General features: G+C 69.1%; 15 protein-coding genes and 1 tRNA gene. 11 read left to right on the top strand and 5 right to left on the bottom strand.

Annotated features, from left to right (window positions below):
• Positions 1 to 372: 372 nt before the first annotated feature.
• Positions 373 to 1,836: a GTPase ObgE gene (obgE, locus tag ACZ60M_RS10320; protein ID WP_465416714.1), complete on the bottom strand. Its 1,464-nt coding sequence runs from the start codon at positions 1,834 to 1,836 to the stop codon at positions 373 to 375.
• A gap of 115 nt (positions 1,837 to 1,951) precedes the next feature.
• Here obgE and ACZ60M_RS10315 point away from each other — a divergent pair.
• Positions 1,952 to 2,027 (top strand) — tRNA-Lys (locus ACZ60M_RS10315).
• 92 nt (positions 2,028 to 2,119) lie between these two features.
• Here the strand turns inward: ACZ60M_RS10315 and ACZ60M_RS10310 are convergent.
• Positions 2,120 to 2,881: a hypothetical protein gene (locus tag ACZ60M_RS10310; protein ID WP_465416713.1), complete on the bottom strand. Its 762-nt coding sequence runs from the start codon at positions 2,879 to 2,881 to the stop codon at positions 2,120 to 2,122.
• A gap of 177 nt (positions 2,882 to 3,058) precedes the next feature.
• On the opposite strand from ACZ60M_RS10310, the gene phoU reads away from it, so the two are divergent.
• From phoU to pstA, 4 genes are all read left to right on the top strand, one after another.
• Positions 3,059 to 3,688: a phosphate signaling complex protein PhoU gene (phoU, locus tag ACZ60M_RS10305; RefSeq protein ID WP_465416711.1), complete on the top strand. Its 630-nt coding sequence runs from the start codon at positions 3,059 to 3,061 to the stop codon at positions 3,686 to 3,688.
• Positions 3,689 to 3,906: 218 nt separating this feature from the next.
• Positions 3,907 to 4,956 (top strand): phosphate ABC transporter substrate-binding protein PstS, encoded by a 1,050-nt coding sequence (gene pstS / locus ACZ60M_RS10300; protein WP_465416717.1) that lies wholly within the window; start codon positions 3,907 to 3,909, stop codon positions 4,954 to 4,956.
• Positions 4,957 to 5,041: 85 nt separating this feature from the next.
• The gene (pstC, locus tag ACZ60M_RS10295; RefSeq protein WP_465416709.1) at positions 5,042 to 6,025 is read left to right on the top strand and encodes a phosphate ABC transporter permease subunit PstC; all 984 of its coding nucleotides are present in this window, start codon (positions 5,042 to 5,044) and stop codon (positions 6,023 to 6,025) included.
• Positions 6,022 to 6,924 (top strand): phosphate ABC transporter permease PstA, encoded by a 903-nt coding sequence (gene pstA, locus ACZ60M_RS10290; protein WP_465416707.1) that lies wholly within the window; start codon positions 6,022 to 6,024, stop codon positions 6,922 to 6,924. Before pstC ends, pstA begins: the two co-directional genes overlap by 4 nt.
• A gap of 68 nt (positions 6,925 to 6,992) precedes the next feature.
• Here pstA and pstB read toward each other — a convergent pair whose 3' ends face one another.
• On the bottom strand, positions 6,993 to 7,877 hold the full coding sequence (pstB, locus tag ACZ60M_RS10285) for a phosphate ABC transporter ATP-binding protein PstB (protein WP_465416705.1): 885 nt from the start codon (positions 7,875 to 7,877) through the stop codon (positions 6,993 to 6,995).
• Positions 7,878 to 8,077: 200 nt separating this feature from the next.
• Between pstB and ACZ60M_RS10280 the strand changes: the two genes are divergently transcribed.
• Positions 8,078 to 8,464 carry a phage holin family protein gene (locus ACZ60M_RS10280; protein WP_465416703.1) on the top strand — a complete coding sequence of 129 codons (387 nt, stop codon included), beginning with the start codon at positions 8,078 to 8,080 and terminating at the stop codon, positions 8,462 to 8,464.
• Positions 8,465 to 8,681: 217 nt separating this feature from the next.
• On the opposite strand, the gene ACZ60M_RS10275 is transcribed toward ACZ60M_RS10280, so the two are convergent.
• A complete protein-coding gene (locus ACZ60M_RS10275; protein ID WP_465416701.1) occupies positions 8,682 to 9,155 on the bottom strand; it encodes a hypothetical protein in 474 nt (157 codons plus the stop codon).
• A 293-nt stretch (positions 9,156 to 9,448) separates the two neighbouring features.
• Between ACZ60M_RS10275 and ACZ60M_RS10270 the strand changes: the two genes are divergently transcribed.
• Together ACZ60M_RS10270 and ACZ60M_RS10265 are read left to right on the top strand one after the other, a co-directional pair.
• A complete protein-coding gene (locus ACZ60M_RS10270) occupies positions 9,449 to 10,360 on the top strand; it encodes a cation diffusion facilitator family transporter (RefSeq protein ID WP_465416699.1) in 912 nt (303 codons plus the stop codon).
• 65 nt (positions 10,361 to 10,425) lie between these two features.
• Complete coding sequence (locus ACZ60M_RS10265; protein ID WP_465416697.1) at positions 10,426 to 10,656, top strand: DUF397 domain-containing protein; 231 nt, start codon at positions 10,426 to 10,428, stop codon at positions 10,654 to 10,656.
• A 79-nt stretch (positions 10,657 to 10,735) separates the two neighbouring features.
• On the opposite strand, the gene ACZ60M_RS10260 is transcribed toward ACZ60M_RS10265, so the two are convergent.
• Positions 10,736 to 11,677: a helix-turn-helix domain-containing protein gene (locus tag ACZ60M_RS10260; RefSeq protein ID WP_465416695.1), complete on the bottom strand. Its 942-nt coding sequence runs from the start codon at positions 11,675 to 11,677 to the stop codon at positions 10,736 to 10,738.
• 363 nt (positions 11,678 to 12,040) lie between these two features.
• Here ACZ60M_RS10260 and ACZ60M_RS10255 point away from each other — a divergent pair, with 363 nt between their 5' ends.
• The 3 genes from ACZ60M_RS10255 to ACZ60M_RS10245 all read left to right on the top strand — a co-directional run bounded on the left by ACZ60M_RS10255 (position 12,041) and on the right by ACZ60M_RS10245 (position 15,452).
• Positions 12,041 to 12,349, top strand: a complete 309-nt coding sequence (locus ACZ60M_RS10255) for a hypothetical protein (RefSeq protein ID WP_465416693.1) — start codon at positions 12,041 to 12,043, stop codon at positions 12,347 to 12,349.
• A gap of 167 nt (positions 12,350 to 12,516) precedes the next feature.
• Positions 12,517 to 14,346, top strand: a complete 1,830-nt coding sequence (locus ACZ60M_RS10250) for a serine/threonine protein kinase (RefSeq protein ID WP_465416691.1) — start codon at positions 12,517 to 12,519, stop codon at positions 14,344 to 14,346.
• 266 nt (positions 14,347 to 14,612) lie between these two features.
• Positions 14,613 to 15,452 carry an NAD(P)H-binding protein gene (locus ACZ60M_RS10245; protein WP_465416689.1) on the top strand — a complete coding sequence of 280 codons (840 nt, stop codon included), beginning with the start codon at positions 14,613 to 14,615 and terminating at the stop codon, positions 15,450 to 15,452.
• Positions 15,453 to 15,468: the final 16 nt, after the last annotated feature.

The following is a 15,468-nucleotide window of genomic DNA, read 5'->3' as shown; positions in this document are numbered from 1 at the left end:
GTACCAACCAAGCATCACCGAAACCTTGTCCAGTGACCTCGATCAGCCCGCACGCTGACCATCCAAACACCCTGTTGAGTTCTCAAACAACACGCACTAATCAGGTCTGAAACTTATTGAAAGTTTCTCTCCGATCGGAGCGACTCCGTTAACTTACCAGACCGGTTTTTGGCCCGTTTCGGGCCCCCGATCTATTCGTTCGGAGCTTTACCCTTTTGGTTCTGGGCCAGGGCCTTTCGGCTTTCCTGTCCGTTTCCCCCTCGGGCAAAGACAAATTTACGCGACCTTGAACCGGGGTTTGCAAGGGGGGTACGTGCTCGGCGCCACACCCTTGCAAACCCCATGTTTTTGCAGGTCAGTCCGCAATTGAGGCTATCGCTTGCGGCGTTTGCCCCTGGCTTCCTCTTCTTTCGCGACCCTTTCGAGCACTTCAGCGCGGCGTTCCTTGCGCTCGGCGAGACGCTCGTCGGCGCCCTTGCGGTCGCTGACTTCGAATCGGGCGTCCGTGCCGCGGGGACCGACAGTCGCAATGATGTTCGGGTCGGTCGGCTGCCACTCGAATTCGTGATCGCCGATGCGGACGAACGAGCCGGGCACTGCGCCCTGCTTCACGAGGGCGGCCTCGACGCCGAGGTTCGCGAGTCGGTCGGCGAGGTAGCCGACCGCTTCTTCGTTCTCGAAGTTCGTCTGGACGATCCAGCGCTCGGGCTTAGTGCCGGTGACGATGAATTCGACGTCGCCCTCGAACGCCGGCTTGACCCTCTTGACGTTGAAGCCGGAGTCGTCGATCGCGAGCGGGCGGATGACGGCGCGGGTCGCCTCGATCGGCGGCTGCGCCTCGCGGTACTCGACCACTTCCTTGGCGAAGGCGAAGTTGAGCTCCTTCAGTCCTTCACGGCTCACGGCGCTGACGGCGTAGATCGGCCACCCGTACTTCTTGAGATCGCCGCGGACGTAGTCGGCGAGTTCGCGCCCGTCCGGGATGTCGATCTTGTTGAGGACGATGATGCGGGGCCGGTCGGTGAGGCCGCCGTACTCGGCGAGCTCGTGCTCCAGGGCGTCGATGTCCGAGACCGGGTCGCGGTCGGACTCGAGGCTGGCGCAGTCGACGACGTGCGCGAGGACCGCGCAGCGCTCGATGTGCCGCAGGAACTGGAGGCCCAGGCCCTTGCCGGCCGCGGCGCCCGGGATGAGGCCCGGGACGTCGGCGATCGTGTAGGTCGTCTCCCCGGCGGACACGACCCCGAGGTTCGGGGCGAGCGTCGTGAACGGGTAGTCGGCGATCTTCGGCCGGGCGGCCGACATCGCGGCGATGAGGGAGGACTTCCCGGCGGAGGGGAAGCCGACGAGGCCGACGTCGGCCACGCTCTTGAGTTCGAGGACGACGTTGTGCTCGTCGCCGCGCTCGCCGAGTTCGGCGAAGCCGGGGACCTTGCGCTTGGAGCTGACGAGGGCGCGGTTGCCGCGCCCGCCGCGGCCGCCGTGCGCGACGGTCACCTCGCTGCCGATGCCGGTGAGGTCGGCGAGGACCTCCCCTTCGGAGTAGATGACGGTGCCGTTGGGCACGGACACCCGGATGGACTCGCCGTTGGCGCCGTCCCGGTTGGACCCGGCGCCCTGCTTGCCGTTGCCGCCCTGGAGGCGGGTCTGGAAGTGGAAGTCGAGCAGGGTGTGCACGTTCGGGTCTACGACGAAGACCACATCACCTCCGTGGCCGCCGTTGCCGCCGTCTGGTCCGCCGAGCGGTTTGAACTTCTCACGGTGGACCGACACACAGCCGTTGCCACCCTTACCGGCAACGACCTGGAGATTCACGCGGTCTACGAAACTTGTCACCGCCCAAGCGTAGCCACCTCGGGGACCCCCGGAGACGGAGCCCGCGGCACATGCTAAAGTTTCTCCTCGTGTGAGGGACACCGGCGCGAAAGCCTGGTAGATACTCAAACATCATGCGCCGCTAGCTCAACTGGCAGAGCAGCTGACTCTTAATCAGCGGGTTCGGGGTTCGAGTCCCTGGCGGCGCACCACACAAGAGGTCCTGGTCACAGGGCCTCTTTTTGGTTTCCCGGAGAGCATGGAAAAAGGGCCCGGCGGCCTCACGGCTGCCGGGCCCTTTTCGCTACTTGTAGTCGGCGAACAGGTCGCCGCACTGGGCGACCATGTCCTCCAGGGCCGCGGTGGCGGCGGCCGCGTCGATGCCCTCGCCGTCCCACAGGGTCGTGTAGACGGACACGTCGAGGCTGCCGACGGCGACGTGGAGCGTCACGGTCTGGGTGCCTTCGGTGGTGGTCGAGTAGAGGCTGCCGGCGTCGCCGTACTCGGTGTACTCGCTGAACTCGTAGCCGTCCGCGGCGGTGTAGTACTCGGCGTCGTACTCGACCCACTCGACGACTTCTTCGACGGTCTCGTAGTCGGAGATCCGCAGGTTGACTCCGGTGACGTCCTCGTTGTAGAAGGAGCAGCTCAGCGTTGCGAGGCCGTTGGAGCTGGTCTCGGTGCGGGAGGTCTGGTCCGGGTCGACCGGGCCGAAGGCCTCCTCGAAGGCGGACATGTCGAAGGCGTCGCAGGCCTCGGAGGTGAGCTCGGTGGCCTGCTGGTTCCCGCCGTCGTCACCGCCGTCATCGCCGCCGTTGTCGCTGCCGCCGTCATCGCTGCCGCCGTCGTCCGTGCCTTCGCTCGTGGGATCGTCGCCGCCGCCGCTGCTGTCGCTGTCCGAGCCCTGCGTGCGCTGGACTACGAGGAGGATCACGGTCATGATGATGATGAGGACCGTCAGCACCGCGCCGCCGATGAGCCACAGGTTGTTCTGCTGCTGCGGCTGCTGCGGGGACTGGCCGCCGTACTGCGGCGTCGGGTAGCCCGGCTGCGAGGGGTAGGTCATCTGGTCCGCTCCATGGGGATCGTTCGTGCGTCGTCCTCACTCTAACGCCGCTCGTCCATGCGTGTTCGCCCGGAGTTTCCCCGCCGGGGAAGCCTCGGGGAGGCCCCCGATGCCTAGACTGGGCGCATATCCGGCCCCTCCTACCTCGATTGGTCCACTATGGCGAACGTCTTCCACATGCATCTCAACGAACTCAACGAGCTGCTGGTCGAGATGGCCCGCAGGGTCGGCGAGGCCGTCGAGCAGGCCAGCGCGGCGCTCCTGGAGACCGACACTGCGGCGGCCGAGGCGGTGGTGGCCGCGGACGACCAGGTGAACGCGCTGCAGTTCCAGGTGGACGACCGGATCGTGGAGCTGATGACGCAGTACGACCCGGTGGCGACGGACCTGCGGTTCGTGCTGGGGGCCGTGCGGATCTCGGTGGACCTGGAGCGGATGGGCGACCTGGCGAAGCACGTGGCGAAGTCGGTGCTGCTGCGCGCGCCCGTGCCGGTGGTCCCCGATTCGCTGCGGGCGGACTTCGCGGCGATGGGGGCGGCGGCGGTGCACCTCTCGCAGAAGCTGGTGACGGTGCTGGAGGAGCACGATCAGCTGATCGCCTCGCAGATGGGGCTGGACGACGACGAGCTGGACGCGATCCAGCAGCGCATCCACGCGCAGCTGCCAGGGCTGGGGTACGGGCCGCAGACGGCGGTGGACGCGGCGCTGCTGGCGCGGTTCTTCGAGCGGTTCGGGGACCACGCGGTGCGCATCTCCCATCAGGTCGTGTACCTCGTGACAGGGGATGTTCACCTGGACCGTTCATAACGGTCCGATCACGGCCGGGGTGAGACCCGGTAAAACCGCCTGTTCAGAGGGGTGTCCCCGGCAGGTCCTACGGCACTGTTGCGAATCGCGCTCAGTCGTTCACCTTGAGTTCAACTCCAAGTCAGCGGGTGAACACCGGGTCTGGCTTTGATGGTTGCGGACAGTGAAGCAGTAGCCCGGCCGAGCGCCGGGAGACGGAGTAGAGACCAGCTGTGAACATGAAACTGAACCGCAGAGCCATCATCGGCGGCATCACCGCCGGAACCCTCGCATTCGGCCTGGCGGCCTGCGGCGGAAGCGACGACGAGGGCGGGTCGGGCGACCTGGCCTCCGGCGAGATCGTCGGTTCCGGCGCGAGCTTCCCCGACGCGTTCTACGCCGCCGCGATCGAGGCGTACGCCGAAGTCAACCCCGACCTTGTCGTGACCTACAGCGCCGAGGGCTCCAGCGCCGGCAAAGAGGCGTTCGGCCAGGACCTGAACGACTTCGCGGGCACCGACTCGCTCGTCAAGGACGACGACGGCCCCGAGCCCGGCTCGTTCCAGTACATCCCCACCGTTGCGGCCCCGATCACCGTGTCGTACAACCTGCCCGGTTTCGAGGGCCTCCAGATCGACCAGGAGACCCTGGCCGCGATCTTCCAGGGCGACATCACGACCTGGAACGACCCCGCGCTCCTGGAGACCAACCCGGACCTCGAGCTCCCTGGCACCGCGATCACCATCGCGCACCGCTCGGACGGCTCGGGCACCACCAAGAACTTCTCGACCTTCCTGGACGAGGCCACCGACACCTGGACGCTGGGCGCCTCGGACGAGATCGAGTGGCCCGAGGGCTCCATCGGCGGCGAGAAGAACACCGGCGTCGCCACCGTGATCACCCAGACCGAAGGCGCGATCGGCTACGTCGACCTCTCCGACGCGATCGAGACCAACCTGGTGACCGCTTCGATCGAGAACGCCGACGGCGCGTTCATCCAGCCGAGCCTGGAGGCCTCCACCGCCGCCCTCGAGGGCGCCGAGGTCGCTGACGACCTGTCGTACAGCCCGCTGAACGCGGCCGGCGCCGAGTCCTACCCGATCGTGGCCCCGACCTACATCCTCATCCGCACCGAGTACGCGGACGAGAACGTCGCGGCGGGCGTCAAGGAGTTCGTGAACTACCTGCTCACCGACGGCCAGGACATCGCTGCCGACGCCCACTTCGCGGCGCTGCCCGAGGAGCTGCGGGCCAAGGCCGTCGAGAAGCTCAACGAGACGATTGCCTAAGCACACCGGAGACACCGATGACCCCAACGGCCGCGACGCCGATGGGGTTTTCGGCCGTTCCGACGATGAAACCGGAGAGACGAACGTGACCGCTACGGCAACCCCCGAAGCGCCCCCCGAGGTGGACCTCGGAGGCGAAGCCCGCTCCCGCCGCACCGACAGGGGATTCACCGGCCTGGTGACCCTGGCCGGACTCATGGTCCTCATTGTGCTGGGCCTGATCCTGATCACGACCTCGGTCCAGGCCTGGCCCGCCATCGCCCTCGACCCGGTCGAGTTCCTCACGGGCACCCGCTGGTCGCCCAGCGACGAAATCTTCGGCACGCTCGGGTTCCTGTACGGCACCCTGGTGACCTCGATCATCGCGATGGTCGTGGCGGTGCCGGTGTCGATCGGGATTGCGCTGTTCATCACGGAGGTGGCGCACCGCCGCAGCCGGAAGTACATCGTGACCGTCGTCGACCTGCTCGCCACCGTCCCGTCGGTGGTGTTCGGCCTGGTCGGCAGCATCGTGCTGATCCCGTGGGTGACTCCGCTGTACCAGTGGTGGGCCGGGGTCGTGGCCCCCGTGCCGGGCCTGAACCTGATCTTCGACGAGACCAACACGGGCCGCAACTACTTCACCGCGGGCCTGATCCTCGCGGTCATGTGCATCCCGATCATCACCTCGATCTCCCGGGAGGTGTTCGCGACCGTGCCCGACATCGACAAGCAGGGCGCGTACGCCCTCGGCGCGACCCGCTGGGAGATGATCAAGGGCGCGATCCTCCCCCACTCGTTCGGCGGGCTCGTCGGCGCCTCGATGCTCGGCCTGGGCCGGGCGATGGGCGAGACGATCGCCGTGGCCCTGGTCATCGGCGGCGCGATCGGCGTCAACGCGAACCTGTTCGCGCCGGGCAACACGATGGCCGCAGTCATCGCCCAGCAGTGGGGCGAGTCGGGCGGGCTCCACACCGATGCGCTCATCGGGATCGGCGTGCTGCTGTTCGCCATCACCGTCCTGATCAACTTCCTGGCCCGCGTCGTGGTCCGGCGTGCCGAGATCAAAATGAAGGGTGCCCACTCATGACGACGCTGACGAACGGCGGCGCGACGCCTCCGGACCTGTCGGGGCGCAACCTGTCGCTGCGGCGGTCCTTCGCCGACAAGGGCGCGACCGTCGCGATCGCCCTGTGCGTCCTGGTCGCGGCCCTGCCGCTGGCGCTGGTCGCCTACCAGGTCGTCTCGCGCGGCGCTTCGACCTGGAGCCTGGACTGGTTCATCGAGGAGATCCCGCGGAACTACCGCACGGCGGGCCCGGGCATGGGCCCGGCGATCCTCGGGACGCTGCTGATCACCGGCATGGCGGCGCTCATCTCCATCCCGATCGGGGTGCTCGGCGCGGTCTACCTGAACGAGTACGGCAAGAACAAGCCGCTGGCGAAGTTCATCCGCACGATGGCCGACGTCATGACCGGTGTGCCCTCGATCATGATGGGCCTGTTCATCTACGTCGGCTACGTGACCGTGATCGACGACCGGACCGGGTTCGCCGGGGCGCTCGCCCTGGCCTGCCTGATGCTGCCGATCGTGATCCGCTCCACTGAGGAGATGCTGCGGCTGGTCCCGGACGAGCTGCGGCAGGCCTCGGCCGGGCTGGGCGCGCGCAAGTGGCGCACGGTCATGGGCGTGGTGCTCCCGGCGGCGTCCTCGGGCATCACCTCGGGTTCGCTCCTGGCGGTCGCGCGCGCGGCCGGCGAGACCGCGCCGATCATCGTCACGGTGGGCCTGACGTACGTGTACAAGCCCGACCTGTTCGACGGCGCCAACACGACGCTCGCGGCGCAGATCTTCCGGAACGCGAGCCAGCCGTTCGCGGCCTCGCAGGACCGCGCCTGGGGTGCGGCCCTGACGCTGATCGCGATCGTCTTCCTGTTCACGATCGTGTCGCGCGTCATCGCGGCGCGGTTCGCGATCGACAAGCGCTAGTTACCGACTGTCTCACTCCATACGCGAAGGGCCCCACCGATCCGGTGGGGCCCTTCGTGGTTCCGGGACTAGCCGAAGCGGCCGGTGACGTAGTTCTCGGTGCGCTCGTCAGAAGGGGTGGTGAAGATCCGCTGGGTGTCGTCGAACTCGACGAGGACGCCGGTGCGGGTGTCGCTCAGCTCGTTCACCTCGGTGGAGAAGAACGCGGTCTTGTCGGAGACGCGGGCGGCCTGCTGCATGTTGTGCGTGACGATCACGATGGTGAACTGCTTGGCGAGGTCGACCATGAGCTCTTCGATGCGGGCCGTCGCGATCGGGTCGAGGGCCGAGCACGGCTCGTCCATGAGGACCACTTCGGGCGCCAGCGCGATGGTGCGGGCGATGCACAGGCGCTGCTGCTGGCCGCCGGAGAGGGCGAGGGCGCTCTGCTTGAGCTTGTCCTTGACCTCGTCCCAGAGGGCGGCCTTCCTGAGGGAGTCCTCGACGATGGCTTCGCGTTCGGCGCGGGGGACGCCGTGGATCTTGGGCCCGTACGCGACGTTGTCGAAGATGGACTTGGGGAAGGGGTTGGCCTTCTGGAAGACCATGCCGATGCGGCGGCGGACCTCGACGGGGTCGACGCCGGGGCCGTAGACGTCCTGGCCGTGGTAGGCGACGGTGCCTTCGACGCGGGCGCCGGGGATGAGGTCGTTCATGCGGTTGAGGGAGCGCAGCAGGGTGGACTTGCCGCAGCCCGAGGGGCCGATGAGCGCGGTGATCTCGTTCTTGGCGACGGTGAAGTTGACGTCCTTGACGGCGTTGTAGGCGCCGTAGAAGACGTTGACGCCGCGGATGTCGAAGACGGTGGGGGCGCTGTGGCCGGTCGGCGCGTGCTGGGGTGCGGGCGCGGGGTTCGCACCGATCCGGCGGGGATCGACGGTGCGGCCGAGCGCCGGGTACATCGGGTCGCTCATGGTTTCTCCTTCTGCGCGAGGCAGGTGTGGAAGCGAAGCGGGGCTGGGGCGACTGTAGGCGCGGCGGGTGGCGGCGGGTTCGATCCGGGGTGAACCGGGGGTGAATCCGCGGGCCCGGCTCGGTTTCGCCTGTGCCGGTTCGTTCTGCCCGTCTCGGCGGAAACTGGACGTGGGGTCAGCGTGGCGGCGATACTGGCCGGATGATGAGATTTCTGGTGCGCCTGGTCTTGACGGCGCTGGCGCTGTGGCTGGCCACGGCAATCGTGGGCGGCATCCACTTGTACGGCGACTCGGTGCTGGAGCGGTTCTTCTCGCTCGTGCTGGTGGCCTTGGTGTTCACGTTGGTGAACACGTTCGTGAAGCCCTTGATCATGGCGATCGGGTGCGCGCTGTACGTGCTGACGCTGGGCCTGTTCGGGCTGGTGGTGAACGCTCTGATGTTCTGGTTGACGGGCTGGGTCTCCGAGGAGCTGGGGCTGGGGTTCTACGTGGACGGTTTCTGGGCGGCGTTCTGGGGCGCGATCATCGTGTCGCTGGCGATGTGGGTGATGGACCTCCTGTCGCCGCGCAAGCCCGTCGAGCAGTAGCGGGTACGGCGAAACGGGGGCGGCCTGGGGCCGCCCCCGTTTCGCTTGCTCGGGCCAGGGGGTGTCTGGGGGTCACTGGCGAGTCGGTATCCGAGTCCGTTTGTTCGCTCGCAAGGCGGAAGGCCCTCCGAATACCGGTGTTGTATTCGGAGGGCCGACAACGCAGCGAGCGGGCAAACGGGCCGGATAGCGGCCGTCAGTGACCCCCAGACACCCCCTAGAAGGGCAGTCCGGTGGACGGTCCTGTGGGGACGTCGCGGACGTTCTTGTCGCGCTTGGCGGCTTTGGCGGAGCCCGCGGTGTTGAAGGGCATGGGGCCCTGCGGTCCGGGGGCTTTGCCGAGGCGGCGGCGCATGATGTTCAGGTTGTGCAGTCCGGCGAGCGCGTAGGTGCGGATGCGCGCGAACTGCTTGGCCTTCTTGGCGGTCTTGAGGTTCTCGACCGCCTTGTGGTGGAGTTTCCTGGCGCGGTCGAGGGCCGCGGCGGCTTCGGTGTCGCCGACGGAGGCCGGTGCGATGTGGAGCTGGTTGCCGAGGAGCTCGGTCCAGGCTTCGGCATCGGTCTTGGCCCTGGCTTTTCGGCGGCGCTTGGTCTCGATGACGGATCGCAGGCCGAGGACGGCTGCGAAGATGAGGACGATCGCGACGATTGCGATGAACGCGATGGTAGAGGTTTCAATGGCGTCTTTCATCGTCACCCCCCGTGACCAGTGCTGATGATGTTCGTACGAATATTATTCCATTCCTGCCGCGCATTTGTGAAAGTCCCCCCGGTTCCGGCGTTTCCATTTGTGCCGTACGCAAATGCCGCGGAACGGGCGCCGCACGGGCGGGTGTCCGGCGGGGAAATACCCGGGGTACGCGGAGCCGAATCATCCCCGGGGCCTTCATATGCAATAGTGCGCATGTTAGCATTCGATGGCGGTGGGGACTCCACCGCTGAGGGCGCGCACCGCCCGCACCGACTACAAGGAGGCCGCCCTCCATGGGCCACGACCACTCGCACGCAGGAGCCGCCTCGCTCGGCGCGCAGCATCGGGGCAGACTGTGGCTCGCGCTCGGCCTCGCCCTCGCGGTGGCGGCCGTCGAGGCCGTGGCCTCCTGGTACACCCACTCCCTCGCGCTGCTCTCCGACGCCGGGCACGTCCTCGGGGACGCCCTCGGCATCGCGATGGCCCTCGCCGCGATCGTCGCCGTCCGGCGCGCGGGCGGGCGGCCGCGGCGCACCTACGGGATGTACCGGCTCGAAGTACTGGCGGCCCTGGCGAACACGGTGCTGCTGTTCGGCGTCGCCGGGTTCGTCATCGTCCAGGCCGTGCGCCGCCTCGGCGAGCAGCCCGAGGTGCAGTCCGGCCCGATGCTCGCCGTCGCCGTCTTCGGCCTCGCCGCGAACATCGCCTCCCTGCTCCTGCTCCGCTCGGCCGCCGCCGAGTCGATCAACGTGCGCGGCGCCTACACCGAGGTCCTCGGCGACGCGATCGCCTCGCTCGGCGTCATCGCCGCCGCCGCGGTCATCGCCCTCACCGGCTGGTACGCCGCCGACAGCCTCATCGCCGTCGGCGTCGGCCTGTTCATCCTGCCCCGCGCCTACCGCCTCGGCCGCGACGCGCTGCGCATCCTCCTCCAGCACGCCCCCGTCGGCGTCGACCCGAAAGCGGTCGAACGCGCGCTCGCTGCACTCGATGGGGTGAAAGAAGTCCACGACCTCCATCTGTGGACATTGACTTCGGGCATGGACGTGGCCACCGTGCATCTCGCCCTCGACTCGGGCGCCGACCCCGGAACCGTCCTCGGCGACGCGCAGCGGACGCTGGCAGAACAATTCGACATCGCGCACGCGACGGTCCAAATCGAGCCCGGGAGTGCGGAGGCACCCTGCGGCACACCGCATTGGTGAAGCGCGGCAGTCGTTCTGTCCGGAACCTGATATTGACGGATAGTCGACGTTCGCCTTGTTGCGCAATGGTTAAGCTCGACACCGTCCTGGGGACTCGAAGGCTCCTTGGAAGGAGGAGATCCATGTTGACCCACACATGGAGGAAGAGCAGCAGGTCAGGTCCCAACGGGGCCTGTGTTGAGGCCAGGCTCGCGGTTACGGGCGTGGAGATCAGGGACACCAAGCTGACGGTGAGCCCGATCCTGCGCGCCAGCCGAGCCGACTGGCGCTCGCTGCTGCGGACATCCGGCAGGTAAGAAGGACGGGCGAGGGGGCGGACACGGAATCGGTTCCGTGTCCGCCCCCTTGCGTTTCGCCGTTAGAGCCCGCGTCTCGCTAGAGCTCGGACTTGAGGTGCTGCGCCTGCTGCTCGATGAACTCCAGACTCCGGCCCGGGTCGAGCGCCGCCGAGCGCAGGTAGCCGAAGATCTCGTGGAAGGGCTGCACGTCGGCGCCCTCCTCGTAGACGTCGCCGTTGTGGCCCTCGATGTAGACGACGTCGGGGTGGCGGTAGCCGGGGTCGACCTCGCCTTCGAGCGGGCCGAAGCCGAGGATCGTGAACGAGGACAGCATCCCCGGGTACGCCCCGCCCGCGAAGGGCAGCACCTGGAGGTGGACGTTCGGGAGCGAACCGAGGTCGAGCAGGTTCTCCAGCTGGGCGATCATGACCTCGGGGCCGCCGAGGACGCGGCGGATCGCGGCCTCGTCGATGACGTTCCAGATCTTGAGGTCCCCGCGCAGCCGCTGCTGGCGCTCCATGCGCAGGTCGATCCGCTCGTTCATGAACCGCTGCGACTGCTCCGGGACCATCCCGAAGGTGGCCTTGGCGTACTCGCGGGTCTGCAAGAGCCCGTTGATGATCAGGCCGTCGTAGACGTTCAGGCTGGAGGCGTCCTGCTCCAGGCCGATGTACGTGGCGTACGGCGGGGAGATGGTGTCGGAGTAGCGGGCCCACCAGCCGCGCTTGCGGCCGTCGCGGGCCAGGCGCACCAGCTCGTCGACGAGGTCGGCGTCCTCGACTCCGTAGACCTCGACGAGGGCCTGGACGTCGCGCGGCTTGATCCCGACCCGGCCGAGCTCCATGCGGTAGATCGTGGAACTGGTGACCTCGAGGGCCGCGGCGGCGTCGTTGGCGTCCTTGCCGGACTTCTCGCGCAGGTCCCGGAGGATCTTCCCGGCACGGCGGCGGCGGACGGTGGGGCTGCCGGTCGAAGGCATCGCCTTGCCTCCCAACTTCTTCGGCAGATCGCTCTCAGCGTTGTCGTTCGATGTACCCATTTGACACCCTGATCTCTCCGGATTCGGTGAGGACGCACCGAGAGGTGGAGGACTTCTGGGCCGCTCACCCGGTAACGTCAGCTGTTCTCAAGTGCGGCCCGCCGGCGTCGCCGAGACCGATCGTCCGGGTCTCGCCTGCGCGGCCGCGGGGCGGGAGGAATCGCCACCCGATCCGGTTATACCTCTTGCATCCAAATTCTGCATGTGCAATTCTACTGTACGGAGGGGCTATCCGCCTCCCCCCGACTGTACCGATTCGACACCGCGACTCGGCATCGACCAGGTCATACCGGACCGCAAGCCCCAGATACCAAGGGCCACAAGCGATCTGAACCCATCGAAAGACCCGAAAGGCAGCCTGCGTTGCGAAGTCCGTACACACTCGACAGCCCCCCGCCGGATGAGCCGCCCAGCGAAGTGCTGGTCCCGAGCCTCTGGCGCGTGCAGGCGCGCTGGTGGAAGCGCCACACCCCCGCCCTCGACCAGCGCGGCGCCAAGCACCCCGTGTGCGGGCACTGCGGCCAGTCCTGGCCCTGCCACTCGTGGGCGTGCTGGGACGGCCAGCTCGGCCAGGCCGTCAGCGGTCAGACCGCGTCCCGCGCGCTCCCCGAGCCCGGCCCCGCGACCCCCGTGCGCCCGCTCGGCGCCGTGGTCGCCGCCGCGAAGTCGTAGCATCGGCGCCGCGCGCGGTGGCGGCGCCGAAAATCCCTCCATCGGGCCGAAGTTCGCCCGATCCAGCGCGTAGCCTCACCCGCCCCCGTTCGTTAGACCCTCAGTACTGGTCCGACGTTAGGCGAATTCACAGCTGAGAGCTTCGCCGAGAAGGGGAAAGCCGCCGGATGCTGAGCACTCGCAACCTCAAGCCGGGCGTGGTCCTGGACGGGCGGTACCGGCTCGAACGCCGTATCGGCGGCGGCGGCATGGGGGACGTCTGGGAAGGCGTCGACACCATCCTCTGGCGCACGGTCGCGATCAAGGTCCTCCTCGCCGACCTCGTCGACGACCGGGGCTTCCGCGAGCGGTTCCGCCGCGAAGCGCGCGCCATCGCCGTCATGCAGGGGCCCGGGGTCGTCGAGGTCTACGACTACGGCGAGATCGAGGACGAGGACGCCCAGCTCGCGTACCTGATCATGGAGTACGTGGACGGCAAGCCGCTCTCGCGGCTGCTCGGCCTGTGGGGCAAGCTCAGCGCGTCCGACTCGCTGCGCGTGGTCGGCGGCGTCGCCGAGGCGCTGCACGTGGCCCACACCGCCGGGATCGTCCACCGTGACATCAAGCCCGGGAACATCCTCGTTCGCGCCGACGGCTCGGTCGTCCTGGTGGACTTCGGGATCGCGCGCGTCAGCCACAACCTGACCCTCACGACCACCGGGGTCGTCCTCGGCACCGTCACGTACATGTCCCCCGAGCAGGCCGCGGGTGAGAACCTCACGGCCGCTTCGGACCTGTACTCGCTCGGCGTCGTCGCCCACCAGTGCCTGGCCGGGTCGCCGCCGTTCAAGGCCGACACCCCGCTCGGGGTGCTCTCGGCCCACCTGCGCAACGCGCCGCCGCCGCTGCCCACCGAGATCCCGTACGAGGTCGCCGAGATCGTGCGGCGATCGCTCCAGAAGGAGCCCTCGGCCCGCTGGACCGACGCCGCGGAACTGGCCGAGGCCTGCAGGGAGACGCGGGCGGCGCTGCTCGCCGGGCGCGCTCCGGCGATGACGCGGACCCGGGTGCAGCCGGTGCGTTCCATCGCCGCCGCCAACGGCGCTGGGCTCGGGGCTCCCGTGGCGGGCGCGATCGGCACGGTCGGGCCGCCTTCGGGCGCGCACCGGCGGCCGGAGGGCGACACGGGAGTGCGGCCCGGGCCGCACGCCGCGTACCAGAGTGGGCCGCAACCGGTCCCGCGCGCGCCGCAGTCGCCGCCGCGCGAGCCGCACCCGTCGGCGCCGCTGCCGCACCACACGGACGGGCAGACGCTGCCGCCGCTCACCGGTTCGCATACCGGAGCGCACATGGCGGCGCCGCCGACCGGTCCTACCGGAGCAGCGCCGGTGCCTTCCGGGGAGTCGCCGCGGTCGCGCAAGCGCGGGCTGTGGCTCTCTCTGGCGGCGACGCTCGCGGCGGTGGCGGCGATCAGCGCGATCGCGATCACCCTGCCGTGGAACGAGAAGGAGAACCAGGGGGCGCTGCCTGCGGGCGAGACCGGCCTGGACGGCGCCGAGGTGCAGGGCCAGGACGGCGACGGCGGCTTCTGGGACGACGGCGATGACGACGGGGGCGAGGCCACGTCGGCCGACCCGAGCGAGACCGCCTCGGCCGCAGCGGCATCGGAGGCCCCGGCGGGGACGGCCTCGGCCGGGCCCTCGCTGACGCCGAGCGGATCGCCGAGCGCTTCGGAGAGCGAGTCGCCTCCGCCGCCCGCGAAGACGTCGGTGCCGAACGTGGTCACGCAGTCCGAGTCCGACGCGCGGGCGCGGATCGAGGAGTCGGGCCTGACTCCGGCGGTGGACTACGAGGGCGAGGGCGAGGCCCGCTGCGGCGTGGTGCGCCAGTCTCCCAGCGCCGGAAGCGAAGTCGACCCGGGCTCGACGGTGCAGCTGACGGTGAAGCGCGCGGCGGACGCGGAGGCGTGCAAGCCCGAGTCGGACGAGACGGCGACCCCGGACGAAGACGAGCAGTAGAGGAAGCCGAAGGGCGGCACCAAGTTCGGTGCCGCCCTTCGGCGTACCGGGTTCCGGCGCGGGCCGCATGTCGGGCCTCGGTCGAGTCGGCGGCGGTGACCGCCGCATCGGCGCGGTGGTCACGGGCACGAACGGGAGCGGCCCCGCCGCGATCGCGGCGGTTCGCGGGCCCCGGTTGCGACCGGGTTCACACGGGCGGGCTGTCACGGCTGAGAGCGCGGATCGCTCTAGGAGTCGATACCGCTCGACTCGAAGGGAACTCCCCCATGATCGTCATCATCGGCGCCACCGGCCCGGTCGGCCGCTCCGCCATCGAACTCCTGCTCGCGGGCGGGCACGCTGTCGCCGCCGTGACCCGCGATCCCGCCGCCGCGAACCTGCCCGAGGGCGTGCGCGTCATCGGCGCCGACCCCTCGGAACCCGGTGCGCTCGACGAGCACTGGGCGGGTGTCGAAGGCGTCCTGCTCAGCCCCCGCGCGGCCGGGGCCGAGGCCGCGAACCTGCTGAAATCGGCTGCGGCCCAAGGCGTGCGGCGGGTGGCCGTGATCTCGTCTGCCACTGTCGTGCACCCGGCCGGCGAGCCGCGGTTCGCCGAGGGCTTCAAGGCCGCCGAGCGCGCGGCCGAGGACTCCGGTTTGGCCTGGACGCACCTGCGCTGCACCGACTTCGCGACGAACACGCTGGCCTGGGCGCCGCAGGTCCCGAGCGGCGCGGTGCGCGGCGCGTATGCGGACGCCGCGTCCTCCACGATCCACGAGCGCGACATCGCGGGCGTGGCGGTCAAGGCCCTCACCGAGAGCGGTCACGAAGGCCGCTCCTATGTGATCACCGGGCCCGAGTCGCTGACGCAAACCCGGAAGGCGCAGCTCATCGGCGAGGCGATCGGGCGCGACCTGCCGTTCGTCGAGCTCGCGCCCGAGCAGGTGCGGGCCGCGATGCTCGCCCAGGGCCTGCCCGAGGAGATCCCGGCCCGGCTGCTCGGCTCGCTCGCGGACTTCGCCCGGGAGGCGGGACCGCGCACGGACACCGTGGAGCGCCTGCTCGGGAGGCCCGCACTGACGTTCGGCCAGTGGGCGGTCGAGCACGCGGCCGCCTTCGGCGGCTGAGGCGGACGCGAAAGCG

This window comes from Glycomyces sp. NPDC050141 (genome assembly GCF_055586545.1).
This window is presented reverse-complemented; position numbering and strand designations above follow the sequence as displayed.